The following is a 13,398-nucleotide window of genomic DNA, read 5'->3' on the forward strand; positions in this document are numbered from 1 at the left end:
TAAACTACTTATCTAGATTACCACAAATCTCATTTTATCGCTAAAAATACCAAAAAAATTTGGTATATTAGTACTATGAATAAAAAAAATATCTTCACATCACCATTAGCACTGAGCTTTTGGTTACCATTATTAGTCATGCTTAGTTATTTCATGTATCGTGGTATGTCCCCATTTGGCACAAGTTCTATTCTGACAGTCGATTTAGGTCAACAATATATTGATCAATTTGCTGCCTTCAAACACACTTTGTTATCTCACCCAAGTAGTTTTTTCTACTCTTTTAGTAACGCTTTAGGTGGTGATATGATAAGTGAATGGGCCTACTATTTAATGAGCCCATTTAATTTAATTTATTTAGTTGTCCCACTTATGCAACTGCCAGCAGCTATTTTAATCGTCACTGTTTTAAAATTTGGCGCTGCTGGGCTATCAATGGCTTATCTTTTAAAAAGTTTAAAGCTACAACAAGGTTACTATATTTCATTATTCGCCATTAATTATGCCCTTTCCGGTTGGTTTATTGCTAACGATCTTAATTTGCTGTGGCTCGATGCAGCAATTTTATTACCAATTCTTATTTTGTATCTTGAACAACTTTTTAAGCGTCCCACTTATTGGCGGTATGCACTTATTCTTGGTTTAACGATTATTAGTAACTATTATATTGCCTACATGATTGTTATTTTTATAACAGCCTATTTTATATGGCGAATAACTTGGCCAAATCAAATACAGCCGCGTTGGCAAACTTTCAAACGCTTTATAATCGGAAGCCTTATTGGTGGTAGCCTTAGTGCTTGGTTAATATTGCCAACTTACTACCAACTCAAACTGGGTAAGGCACAATACAATTCTGATTGGTCTTTGAAATTCGATAACAATCCACTAAAACTACTATTAAAGCTTATACCCGGTAGTTTTGATTTCAATCAAATGCAAACAGGACAAGCAAATTTTTATGTTTCTTCATTTATATTAATTGTATTACTGACTTTTTTTACCACCAAAACGTTAAATTGGACAGTTAAATTTGGTGGCACTATTATTCTCATTCTGTTATTTTTGGCGACAACGTGGGCCCCATTAACTTTATTCTTCCATGGCTTTCAATACCCTGTTTGGTATCCTTATCGATTCAGCTTCATTATCAGTTTTTTCATGATTTATTTGGCTGCACTCTCTTGGCGGCCAAATTGGCGCCCAAATATAAGTACCATTACCATTATTTTATTGATGTTAGTTGCTTTTACCATTTATGCACTCACAATGAACCAACACATTGCCTATATTAATCAACAAAGCATAGCTATTTTTGTTAGTCTTTTTCTACTAACATTAGCACTATTTATGTTTCCACAACATCAACGATTATGGCTACCAATTCTCCTTCTTATAACAACATTATCACTGGCTTCAAACGTTATATTATCACTCAATCGTTTTTCTTATCTTACCAACACAGAATATCAAAACAGCATCAAATCTCTCAATATAGCTGATAAAACGCTTAAAAAAGATAACTCATGGTATCGTGTAGCGCAGACATTTCAACGAACGCGTGGGGATGCCATGATGTTTGATTATTATAGTGGCTCACACTTTAGCTCGGCTCTACCAAAAACAACCCCTAATTTTTTTGGTGATTTTGGACAGCCGGATGGGGATAATTACGTTGTTTACAGCAACGGTAGTATTTTGTCAGATGCTTTACTTGGTATGAAATATATTCTGACGCCAAATGGCGAAGACCATGGCCATGCTGGTGATCCTAGCACACAACTCATTGGCTACCGTCCAGATACAGCCAAATATACCTTACAGTCAACTAAGGGCACAAGTAACGTTCTAAAGAACCCATATGCCTTACCTATTGCTTTTTCTGCTAACTCAAAAGCGCTAAAAACAACCATGTTGCATAATAACCCCCTACAAAATCAAGGTAATCTTTGGCAAAACCTGTCTGATGACGCAACATCCCCCATTCATGTTGAAAATTTTCAGCAATCCATCGGAAATAATGTTAATGCGCCAACTGCAATTACAGGTGCCCTATTAACAAAACTAAATAAAACACAGCCTGCCCAGTTGAACTTAAAGTTCACCCCCACAACAAATGATAGTTACTATCTCACACTCGGATCAGGATTGCCTATTAAAGAATTTGATTTGTTGATCAATGGTAAGGTCATTACCCAATTCAGCTCCTATCGTCACACTGTTCTAGTGAATTTAGCGACAGGAGTGAAAAACAAAACCCAAACAGTCACTATCCGTTTTAAAAATACACAATCTCTTGTTTTGAACAATGTCACACTTTATCGTGTCGATAATACGCAATTTCAGAAAAATAATCATCAGTTAAAGCAACATCCAATTAAAATCACTAAGCGAAATGAACGTTTAATATCAGGTGAAATCACCACAACTAAAAAACAACCATTAATTATGACAACAATTCCTGATGCACCAGGTTGGCATGTCACTTTAGACGGAAAATCAGTATCACCCAGCAAAGTTGCAAACTATTTTATTGCTGTTAAGACAATTCCCGGTAAACATACGATTCAATTTAAATATACACCGCCACTGTTCTGGTCAGGATTGTTTATGTCACTATTCGCCGCTCTTATTTTAATACTAGGCTTTATACTCAAAAAAAAACTTGCAAGAAAACGTTTCACATGATATGCTCTTTTTGCTTATTATTTGCAATAAAATTGCAAAATTGAAAGGAATTTGTTTTATGTCAGAAGAAAAAGTATTTCCAATGACAGCTGAAGGACGCAACAAACTACAGGCTGAATTGGAAAATCTCATTACAGAGCAACGCCCAGAAATTACTAAAAGAATTCAAATTGCACGTTCATATGGTGATTTATCAGAAAACTCAGAATATCAATCTGCAAAAGATGAACAAGCTTTCGTTGAAGGTCGCATTCAAACTTTGAAAAAAATGATTGAAAATGCTGAAATTATTGACCCCAATGCAACAGCAGCAGATGAAGTGTCACTTGGTAAAACTGTAACGTTTAAAGAATTACCAGATGAAGAGGCTGAAACATATGCTATTGTTGGATCAACTGAATCTGATCCTCTAGCAGGCAAAATTTCAAACGAATCAGCAATGGCTGTTGCGCTACTTGGTAAAAAAGTTGGCGACAAAGTCAACGTCCCATTACCTAGTGGCGATAACATTAGTGTTGAGATTTTAAAAGTTGAAAAATAATAGCTAAAAAAAGACTGACAGTGATGTAGGCAATTAATATCTTAGAATCTATTTTATCTAAAGATATTAATTGCCTGCTACTGTCAGTCTTTTTTGATGTGATAATTTAATCATTTACACTATTATGAATAAGCCTTTAGCGATTAAAAATCAAACTCGTTAGATTATACGAACTTATTGATGCTACCAATAATAATAGCGCCAATAACAACTAAAATCGTCCCAACGGTAATTAGTTTCATTTGATAGTTAGATTTCTTTTCCCCTAACAAATAAATACCGCCAAAGGTTGCTACAATGATACCAAGTTGTGAAAATGTTGTGGCGATAGTTTGACCAACAGCGGGGTTTGCGGCTGAAATAAACATAAAAATATTACCGATAGCCCAAACTAGTCCTGTCAGAATATTTTTCCAAGTTGGCTTACCAAACATTTTGTCTGCTTCTTTTAGAACAAAAATAACAATTAAGAATGCACCAACAACTTGCCCAATAGCTTGCGGACCAACGATAGCGGTCATATAATCAACGCCATTATTTTTATTCTTAATACCATCTGAAATATAATTAATTTTATTCAAAAAATTTGGTAGTACAAAGTAAATCATAAATCCTGCAGTTGAAATTACCAAATACAGTAACCCTTTAGTCATACTTTTAGCTTTTACAGGATCACTTATACCCGAATTCAATGCCTTGTCGCGTGCAGAAATCAATGTTGCACCAATCACCACAGCAATAATCGAAATGATACCCACAAGCCACATTTTACCCGTCTTCCAATCACCCAAAACAATGGCTGCCATCAATGCATTTGTCACTATTTGACCAGCGGTTGATAATGGAATAGCAAGTGATACGCCTAAATCTTTAATTGCCAAGAATTGACCCGCTGTGCCTATTGCCCAAACTAATCCTGAAGCAATACCAACAGTCCATATTTCAGGACCTATATATGCATGATTTGGTATGACGTATAAAACCATTGTGCCTACACCAAATATCAATGCTCCAAATGTCATTCCCAATGTTTGCTGACCGGCTGTGCCACCCATTTTTGTATTAACGAGTCCAACAGACCCCCACGCTAATGCTGGCACCAATGCCAAAAGAAATGCTATGTTCATTATTTACAACTCCTTATCCTGATCATGTTATTTTACATGATTTGTTAACAAAGACTATTGTACCTGAATGAAAACGTTTACACAAATTTTTATCATAAATTGTAAACGTTTTCATAATTTATGATAGCTAATGACATTTAAAAAATAATTCATGATAGCAAAACATTAAAAAAACATCAAGAAATGACATTTCTTGATGTTTTTTTCTATATAAGTAGATTAGTTATTTATCATAACGTTGCATATTCCACGTCTCAATGACATTAATTAATAGTTTTGTATAATTAACATCAGTTGCATAATGATTATCATAAAGTGCTTTAGCTGCCTGTTTGTAATTTTTTGCAGCAATAACATCTTTAAATTGATTTGGATTCCACGTGTTACCATTTACAATGGTTTCAGCATGTTCACGCATACTATCTTTCCAACTGTCATACACTGCAAATCTTGCTTGTTGTGTTTCTGGTTTACCGTCAACATATTCGGTCGTATCTAATACAACCGATTTACCAGGCGTTTCATCTTGTGTTTTAACACCATAGAAATTATTATATTTTGAAGACAATTTAGAATTGTCCCAGTTCGATTCGTGCGCAGCTTGCGCAATAGATACTGACGCCAATAAGCCATACTTTTTCGATAATTCTTGCGCATAAGGGGCCACTTTACGTACAAATGCTAGGCGTCGCTCAAATTCAGATTTTCCAGAAGTAGCTAGTAAGGCCATGACATTTGGTGTTGGTAAACCATTTTCCTTAAGCGTACCGTAATATGGTTGCATCGTTTTATTAGATACTTCTAGCAAATGAGAAATAACAGCATTCGCTGTTTTATCTTTACTCACATCAAATGCTTGTGGATAAACATAATCTAATAATTTACCCGTTTTCGTACTTGACTGATCGACACCACGTAATAAATCAGGGTACTTCTTATGCATTTGATTAATTAACGGTTTACTATCTAACGCTGCCAGCACGTCTTGTTCAGATAGACCAGAAACTTCATTAGCAATATGCTGCGCTACTTGATCAGCTGTTTGTCCAACAGAAACTAACACATAACCCTTAGGTAATTTTGGCGCCGCACCTGGTCCACTAGTCATTTGTGCAAAAATTAACTGCGTTGTTTGTGAAGGTGACAATTGGTAAGTGCCCGCTTGTAACTTTTCAGCACCTTGAGACATAGCGTACTTGTAAAAATTTTTACCGTTTTTAATTACTTTTTTGTTTTGTAACGTTTGCCCCATCTGTGACGCCGTTGAGCCAGCTGGTATATTAACAGTTTTGAAAGTTGTATCTTGTGGATTTAATGCTGCATTCTTATCTGTTAATAAAGCTCTCATCATAAATACAACGCCTATGATGACAAAGATAGCTAAGATTACTGCAATCATACGATTGCGTTTACCATGTTTTTTGTTTCTTTTACCATTAGCTGGTTTATTTTGTGCTGCGTCTAGCGACTCGGCAGCTTTAATTTCGTGTTGATGTCTTTTTTTTCTAGATTCCATAATTTACCCTCTAAACTTGCGTCATATAGTAAAGCGGCTAGCATATTTCATACTAACCGCCTTTTACATTTTATCATATTTGTTGACGCAAAAGATTAAAAAACGTTACTTCAATGATTCTACGTCACGGGCAATCATTAATTCTTCATTTGTTGGAATGAGTAAAGCTTTTACACGTGAGTCTTTTGTTGAAATTTCAATTTCTTTGCCACGCACATTGTTAGCTTCAGAATCCAATGCAACACCAAAATAATTTAATTTATCAATAATTGCTTGTCTAACTGGGACTGAGTTTTCCCCAATGCCTGCGGTAAATACAATGGCATCAACACCGCCCATTTCGGCAATGTATTGCCCAATATATTTAATAATACGATTAATAAAAATTTTAACTGCTAATCTGGCATGATCATTCGTATCTTGAACATCGAGTAAATCACGCATATCAGAAGAAATAGTTGATAAGCCAAGTAACCCTGATTTTTTATTCAATATATTAAGCATTTCATCATTAGACAAACCTTCACGTTCTTGAATATAGTACACAAGTGAAGGATCAACATCACCTGAACGCGTAGCCATGGTGACACCTGCTAGTGGCGAAAATCCCATTGATGTATCAAGTGATTTACCATCTTTAATAGCTGTGATTGAAGCCCCTGCACCCAAATGAAGTGTGATTAACTTTAATGACTTCAAGTCTTTTCCAAGCATGTCTGCTGCACGCATTGCAACGTAACGATGTGACGTACCATGTGCGCCATATTTACGTGCCCCATAACGCGTATAGTATTCATATGGTAATGAATAAAGGTAGTTTTCTTCAGGCATTGATTGATGGAAAGAAGTATCAAATACAGCAACTGACAAAGCATCTGGCAGCAATTTTTGGAAAGCACGGATTCCCATAGCATTGGCAGGATTATGTAATGGTGCGTAATCTGCTAATCGATCAATCTTTTCCAGAACTGAATCATTCACAACAACAGAATGATTAAACCACTCACCTCCGGCAACAACACGATGACCAACGCCTGTAATTTCATTGAAATCCTCAATAATGCCAAGATCTGTTAACTTCTGTAACATAAAATTAATGGCCTGTTGATGATCTTTAATGGCAAGCACATTTTCATATTTTTTGCCCTTACCATTTTTAGAAAAGGTAATATGTTCCTGATCTTCCGAATCATCAATCAAACGTTCTACTTCAGAACCATACTTGATTGTTACAATGGCATCATCCATACCTATTCGTTCAATAACACCCTGCGCAATTACTTGTTCTGCTGGCATTTCCAATAATTGGAACTTCAATGATGAACTACCCGCATTAACAGCCATTGTCTTAGCCATGATTTAATTTTTACCTGTCTTTCTTGAATGTGTTCTGATCTACTACAATTTAAAACATAGGGTTCTTTAATAAGAAATACTATTTGGGCGCCTTATATTTTTTGACATACTATATATTATCTTGTTCTTTATCAAGTTTAACCCAAGCAGCAATTTCTTGCAAAAATTTTTTCAAAGCATCAATGTCCTTTAAAGTTGGATACTGCCCCATTAACACCTCAGTTTTTGTTCCGACACCCTTTTTTTGGAGCACAAGTATAGCTTTAGCAGCACGCTGATCCTTAAAAAATTCATTTGGTAATTGTAAAAACGCCTTCAATTGCGCTTTTTGGGCCACGAATTTTAATAAACTTTTAGCATTGTCACCATTTAAAATATCAGCTGGTACAATTAAATAGATCCAACCATCTTCAGTCACAAATTCCAAACTTTTTTCAATCAACAAGTGGTGTACAAATGATCGACCCTCAGTCGCACGTGTATCATAATCATCCCCTGGTTGTATTGGATAATAACCTACTGGCAAATCTGCAATAACCGCTTTAGATTTAGGAACATCCTTTGTTGCAATGACATCTTCTTGGTAAAAATCAGTTTTTCCTTGATTAAGTAGATCATCTACAGCTGAAGCCAAGGCCAATTGCGTCTCGTCATTATCAATGCCGATCCGATTGATTGTTACATTATTCATTCTTAACACATCGTTAATTGTATTAAGCAAATTACCTGTACCGACCGTAAAATCTATAATCGTGTCACCATCTGATAAGTTTGCTGTCTGTGACAAAAAATCTGCCAACAAATAACCAATCCCATCTGGTGTTAATTGGTAGTTAGCAGGCGTTTTATCGTCTCGATTAGCTTTCAAAATAACTAATTGCAGTACTTTTCTTAAGTCTGCTTGTGACATATTTTGCCAATCAAATTCATTGATCAAACTTTGTATTTTATCGGTTATTTCTGCTGTTGGCTTGTCTAATTCATGCTGAACATTACCAACGTGAATATCTTCCAGTACCTCAATTAACGCATCAATCACACTACTATCTGTATCTTGTGCTAATGCTTGTGTGCTGGTTGTTAGTGCCTCAAAATATGTTGCTATTTTTTCTTGTGTCATAGACTTATTTTAGCTTTTTTTCATACTATTTTCAAGATGTTTGCACAAGTAACTCTCTTGTATAAGTTTCATTTCCTATTTTAATGACAATATGGTCTTTCACCACCGTTGTTTGAACATCACCAAAATTTTGATTTTGATAATTACTTTTATGATAAGCTAAACTTGCCTGTAGCTGTATTTGATCAAGTCTTGTTAAAATAATCATTTGAGATCTTGATTTTAACTGCGCATTAAACGCTATATTTTGTAAAATCACAACACCCCCAAGCAAACCCAAAAGCATTAATGCTGACACTACAATTGATGCTTGCCTTTTTTTAAACATGATTTTTTCCTTTTTGAAGATAGAGTAAACCATTTGCTTTTTGGCCTTGATAATTAACGACTTCCAATTCTAAATGAGTTGTTCGGTCAAAAACCATTAATTGACTAATATTTTGTGCCATAATAATTTGACCAGCACCTGAAGCTGATAACTGCAACTTGTTGTTGTGAACCGTTAAATCCATCAATTTTCCTTCACTATTTTTTAAGATAACATGATCTGTATGAGCCGATACAAAAGTATATTTTTGTACTTCAATTTGTCGTGTTACAGCACGTAATGTAATGTCTAACGGTGCTTGTGTTTGAGTTTTTAACAAAGATAGACTAAATTGAATTGTCATGAACACTAATCCCGTAACCATTAAAGCGATTAATGACTCTAATAAGGTAAATGCAGCGCTACTACTTTTCAACATAATCATGCCATGCTTTTATCGCGTCAACGCGTTGCTGAGAAACGTTTTGATATTGTATTCTTAAACGTTTGTCCTGCTGTTTAAAATTTCTAACCTGTTCATATTCAAATGTTATTGCCGTACTTACTAGTAAGAGAGAGATTAACGCTTCTGCCAATACAAAGCCTGATTTACGCCTTTTCAACACGATATTCCCCACCTCCTAAACTAAAAATTATTTTAATTGTCTGTTTACCAGTTGTTAACGTAATTGTCCCCGGCGCAACGTAGCCTGTTTTCAATATTTTGATCTGTGTAGATACACTATTGCTATAACCTTTTGGATACTTCAACCTATCACGATCAAATATTACCGCATCTCTATCAAATGTTACAGTCACATTTTTTTGTGTTTGTTGCGCTGTCAATCTAGCCTGCTGCCATTGCGATTTAAACGTTGGTTCCCATTGCGTCATTTGTTGATGATGTGGTTTTATTGTATAACTGATTAGTAGCATACTTGCCACAACACTGAGTACAATTAAAGATTCCAACAAAGTGAATGCCCTATTTACGCGCTTCATTATGTTCAACTGTGATATTTAGCTCTTTTACTTTTTGAGCCTGCTTTGCTGTTAAATAACCATCTGCTACCAAATTATTCATCGTTATTGACCTGCTTTCAGGATGTTCATTTGCATACAAATCTATTTGAGTTTGTACAGTAGATACCATTGCCGTTGCGTGTGTTTCAACCGCTTTTTGACGTTGTGAACCCAGATTAGGCAAAATAAGAAGCATCAATAAACTAATAATGAACAGGACAATGGCAGCTTCAATCAGAGTAAATCCTTGGCGCTTTTTCTTAAACTTTATCATTGATATAATCCTCCAATAGCGTTGTACATCGGTAACAACATCGACATATATAAACCAACAATTGCCACACCAACCACACCAAAAAATAACGGTTGTAGTGTGCCAATCAAACGATCTGTTTGTTGCATTAGTAATTGAAATTGCGTTTTCGCATAATAAGATAAATAATCCGCTAACACTTTAGGTTCATGTCCCCGAGAAAAATAGCCTGCTAATGAACGATTAAAGTAGGGTTGTTTTAAAATGTAACTTTCAATTGTATACCCTTTTTGAAAATGTTGACGCGCATGATTCGCCAAATTAATCGTCATACGATTGTTTTTTTCATCACCTTGACTAATTTCATCTAAAATTTCTGGTATAGTTAAACCACTTGAGAGAAGTGTCGCCAACTGTTGAGTCACTTGATAAGTTACAATTGTTTTGACGATAATGCCTATAATGGGCATATATGATAATAAAATAAGTTTTTGACGTGGATTTTTTTTGTGCCAAAAAGCAGTTATCAATAACAAGAAAAAAATAATCATACCAGCAATGAGATATAAATAAATATGACTTTCCTTAGTCGCTATTACCGATGTATCCTGCCACTGATTCAAGATAGGATACAAAAAATATTTCAATCCAACAAGCATCGTTGCGAGAATGCCTAACAAAATTATTGGATAACGCATAACTTGCATCACTTTATTTTGTTGCTGCTGAATTTTGGCTAAATTTTGACCTATCGCTACCAATGTCTCGGTTAAATTACCATGTTGATCGGCCAATTTTAATTGCAATACGATTTGATTGCTGACATCCTTCTTTAAAATAAGATGTAATGCGATCCCCCGATTCAAATCTTTTACAACACGTTTCAGCCAGTGTTGCCATTTCGTATGGGCACTGGCTAGTATATCCAAACTTTGTGAAATACTATAACCAGATTGTAACAATTCCCCTAGCTCTTGAAAAAACAATACTTGTTCACTTGTTTTAAAGTGCTTGATACGTTTCTTTTGAAATTTTGTTAATTTTAATTGCATGATGTAAAACCTCCTGCCAATTTTTTGAGAACTTTGGGACTTGTTCGCCATCTAATACGCGCTTAATATCCGTAGCCTGTAGCATGTCTATAATAGCTGCTTGTTGATTATCACGCGTAGGTAATAAGCGTTGATATACGACTCCAGACAACGCTACAGCCAACTTATTCTTATCCACACCAAGATCTCGCAATCTCAAAATAACATCACGGGCAGACATTGCATGTACCGTACTCAATACTAAATGACCACTTAGAGCTGCCTGTACTGCTGCCTTTGCTGTCGTGCCGTCCCTAATTTCACCTACTAGTAAAACTTCAGGCCGATGTCGTAAAGCGACTTTAATTAATTCGTCATAGTCGATACCCGCATTGTCATTAACTTGAAGCTGTATAAATTTAGGTTGTTGTATTTCTACTGGATCTTCAATTGTTAATACTAATTTATTATCTGATATCTTATCTAATAATCGGTATAACGTGGTTGTCTTTCCTGATCCTGTTGGTCCAGAAATCACAAGCAATCCTGAATTTGGTAAGGATGACTCTAATTGTTGAAATTGTTGAAAATCTAACCATTGTTGTTTTTGTTGCTGTTGATAAATCATACGTAACACCACTGTTTCGCGGTTTAAAAAATCACCTACCGTGGATACTCTAATCCAAGTATCATCAAATTGGAATCGTCCCAACTGCGGGCGACGTCGCTCAGAAATATTCATTTTTGCACGATATTTAATAGCAGATACCATCAGTTGAGCTTCTTCTTCACTGATATCTTTAAACACATAAGATTTGCCATCCACATGGAATTTAATCACATATTTCGCCTCGTTAATTGGCAGTATATAAATATCATTGGCTTGTTGCGCTATTGCTTCATTTAAAATTTCATTCATACTAACACCTTTCTGAATCACATAACATCATACGTCCATGATCGTTTTTTCTCACAAAAAAAAGCCCAGATTTCTCTGAGCTTGCTTTAAATATATTACATTAACCTATATTTACTTATATTTACTTATCTAAACGTGCACGAAATGCTTTAGTTGCTTCTTCGTAGCCAGGCTTACCTAATAAAGCAAACATTGCTGTTTTGTAGGCTTCAACACCTGGTTGGTTGAATGGATTAATACCAAATGTATAACCAGAAGCGCCGACAGCCATTTCAAAGAAATAAATCAAATAACCCAATGAGTAGGCATCTTGTGCTGGTATGTGGACAGCTAAGTTAGGCACCCCACCGTCAATATGTGCTAGTGTCACACCTTGAGAAGCTTTTGTATTCACTTCATCAATCGTAATACCTTCCAGATACTTCAAACCATCATTATTACCTGCTTCATGTGGCAAATCTAGGTTTGAAACTGGACTATCAAGTTTCACAACCGTTTCAAACAAATCACGACGGCCTTCTTGAATATATTGACCAAGTGAGTGTAGATCTGTTGAGAAATTAGCTGATGATGGGTAAATACCCTTTTGGTTTTTACCTTCAGATTCACCCATTAATTGTTTCCACCATTCTGATAAATACTGCATTGATGGTTCCCAATTAATTAATAATTCTGTTGTATAGCCCTTATCGTACAAAATACGACGAGCCGCAGCATACTTATAAGCTTCATTTTTGGTAATATCGTTGTCTGAATATTCAATCTGTGCATCTTTTGCACCTGTCATTAATGCTTGAATATCAGCGCCTGACGCAGCAATTGGTAGCAAACCAACGGCCGTTAAGACTGAGAAACGTCCACCAACGCCATCAGGTATTGCAAATGTTTCATATCCTGCTGAAGCAGCTTCATCATGTAATGCGCCGCGGTTAGCATCAGTCGTTGCAAAGATACGTTTTTTAGCCTCATCTGCGCCATATTTTTTCTCAAGTAACTGTTTAAAAATACGGAAAGCGATTGAAGGTTCTGTTGTTGTCCCAGATTTTGAAATAACGTTTACTGAAAAGTCTTGATCACCAATAACGCGTACTAAATCATTCAAATATGATGCAGAAGTTGAATTTCCAGCAAAATAGATTTTAACCCCTTGACGCTGATCATCAGACAACTCATTATTGAAAACAGGGTTTAGAAAATCAACAGCCATTTTAGCACCAAGATATGATCCGCCGATTCCAATAACAACCAAAATTTTTGAATTAGATTGGATCTTTTTAGCTGCCGATTGTATACGACTAAATTCTTCGTGATCATAATCTGTTGGTAATGTCACCCAATCAGAATACTCTGCCCCAGCCCCTGTACGATTTCGGAGTTGTTGATCAGCCATTGTAATTAATGGTTGCATTTCAGAAAATTCGTGATCAGCCACGAAATTTTCAATGTTCTTTGTATTAAATGTGATATGTGCCATAGTATTACCCGCAATTTCGCCTGTTGAAGTTTAACAGGTGAAT

The 13,398-nt window shown here is 35.6% G+C and carries 13 protein-coding genes; 2 read left to right on the forward strand and 11 right to left on the reverse strand.

Features of this window, described 5'->3' with window-relative positions; translation table 11 throughout:
* Window positions 1-75 precede the first annotated feature (75 nt).
* Window positions 76-2,688, forward strand: a complete 2,613-nt coding sequence (locus K5Q14_RS05620) for a YfhO family protein (RefSeq protein WP_220734852.1) — start codon at window positions 76-78, stop codon at window positions 2,686-2,688.
* Between the two features lie 58 nt (window positions 2,689-2,746).
* Window positions 2,747-3,229 carry a transcription elongation factor GreA gene (greA, locus tag K5Q14_RS05625; protein WP_220734853.1) on the forward strand — a complete coding sequence of 161 codons (483 nt, stop codon included), beginning with the start codon at window positions 2,747-2,749 and terminating at the stop codon, window positions 3,227-3,229.
* Window positions 3,230-3,393: 164 nt separating this feature from the next.
* Here the strand turns inward: greA and K5Q14_RS05630 are convergent, their stop codons facing one another.
* The 11 genes from K5Q14_RS05630 to K5Q14_RS05680 form a co-directional block, all read right to left on the reverse strand.
* Window positions 3,394-4,356 carry a GRP family sugar transporter gene (locus K5Q14_RS05630; RefSeq protein WP_220734854.1) on the reverse strand — a complete coding sequence of 321 codons (963 nt, stop codon included), beginning with the start codon at window positions 4,354-4,356 and terminating at the stop codon, window positions 3,394-3,396.
* A gap of 223 nt (window positions 4,357-4,579) precedes the next feature.
* Window positions 4,580-5,872: an endolytic transglycosylase MltG gene (locus K5Q14_RS05635; protein ID WP_220734855.1), complete on the reverse strand. Its 1,293-nt coding sequence runs from the start codon at window positions 5,870-5,872 to the stop codon at window positions 4,580-4,582.
* A gap of 105 nt (window positions 5,873-5,977) precedes the next feature.
* Window positions 5,978-7,228: an acetate/propionate family kinase gene (locus K5Q14_RS05640; RefSeq protein WP_220734856.1), complete on the reverse strand. Its 1,251-nt coding sequence runs from the start codon at window positions 7,226-7,228 to the stop codon at window positions 5,978-5,980.
* Between the two features lie 109 nt (window positions 7,229-7,337).
* Window positions 7,338-8,348 (reverse strand): class I SAM-dependent methyltransferase, encoded by a 1,011-nt coding sequence (locus tag K5Q14_RS05645; protein ID WP_220734857.1) that lies wholly within the window; start codon window positions 8,346-8,348, stop codon window positions 7,338-7,340.
* 31 nt (window positions 8,349-8,379) lie between these two features.
* Complete coding sequence (locus K5Q14_RS05650) at window positions 8,380-8,676, reverse strand: hypothetical protein (protein ID WP_220734858.1); 297 nt, start codon at window positions 8,674-8,676, stop codon at window positions 8,380-8,382.
* Entirely contained in the window at window positions 8,669-9,094 is a 426-nt protein-coding gene (locus tag K5Q14_RS05655) for a hypothetical protein (RefSeq protein WP_246587576.1), read from the reverse strand. Before K5Q14_RS05655 ends, K5Q14_RS05650 begins: the two co-directional genes overlap by 8 nt.
* 170 nt (window positions 9,095-9,264) lie before the next feature.
* Window positions 9,265-9,657 (reverse strand): prepilin-type N-terminal cleavage/methylation domain-containing protein, encoded by a 393-nt coding sequence (locus tag K5Q14_RS05660; RefSeq protein WP_220734860.1) that lies wholly within the window; start codon window positions 9,655-9,657, stop codon window positions 9,265-9,267.
* On the reverse strand, window positions 9,641-9,952 hold the full coding sequence (gene comGC, locus K5Q14_RS05665; protein ID WP_220734861.1) for a competence type IV pilus major pilin ComGC: 312 nt from the start codon (window positions 9,950-9,952) through the stop codon (window positions 9,641-9,643). Before comGC ends, K5Q14_RS05660 begins: the two co-directional genes overlap by 17 nt.
* Window positions 9,949-10,983: a type II secretion system F family protein gene (locus K5Q14_RS05670; RefSeq protein ID WP_220734862.1), complete on the reverse strand. Its 1,035-nt coding sequence runs from the start codon at window positions 10,981-10,983 to the stop codon at window positions 9,949-9,951. The genes comGC and K5Q14_RS05670 overlap by 4 nt, the downstream gene beginning before the upstream one ends.
* Entirely contained in the window at window positions 10,934-11,881 is a 948-nt protein-coding gene (gene comGA, locus K5Q14_RS05675) for a competence type IV pilus ATPase ComGA (RefSeq protein WP_220734863.1), read from the reverse strand. The genes K5Q14_RS05670 and comGA overlap by 50 nt, the downstream gene beginning before the upstream one ends.
* Before the next feature lie 121 nt (window positions 11,882-12,002).
* Window positions 12,003-13,355: a glucose-6-phosphate isomerase gene (locus K5Q14_RS05680; protein WP_220734864.1), complete on the reverse strand. Its 1,353-nt coding sequence runs from the start codon at window positions 13,353-13,355 to the stop codon at window positions 12,003-12,005.
* Between the last annotated feature and the right edge of the window lie 43 nt (window positions 13,356-13,398).

Origin of the sequence: Leuconostoc inhae (genome assembly GCF_019656015.1) — a bacterium.
GTDB lineage: Bacteria > Bacillota > Bacilli > Lactobacillales > Lactobacillaceae > Leuconostoc > Leuconostoc inhae_A.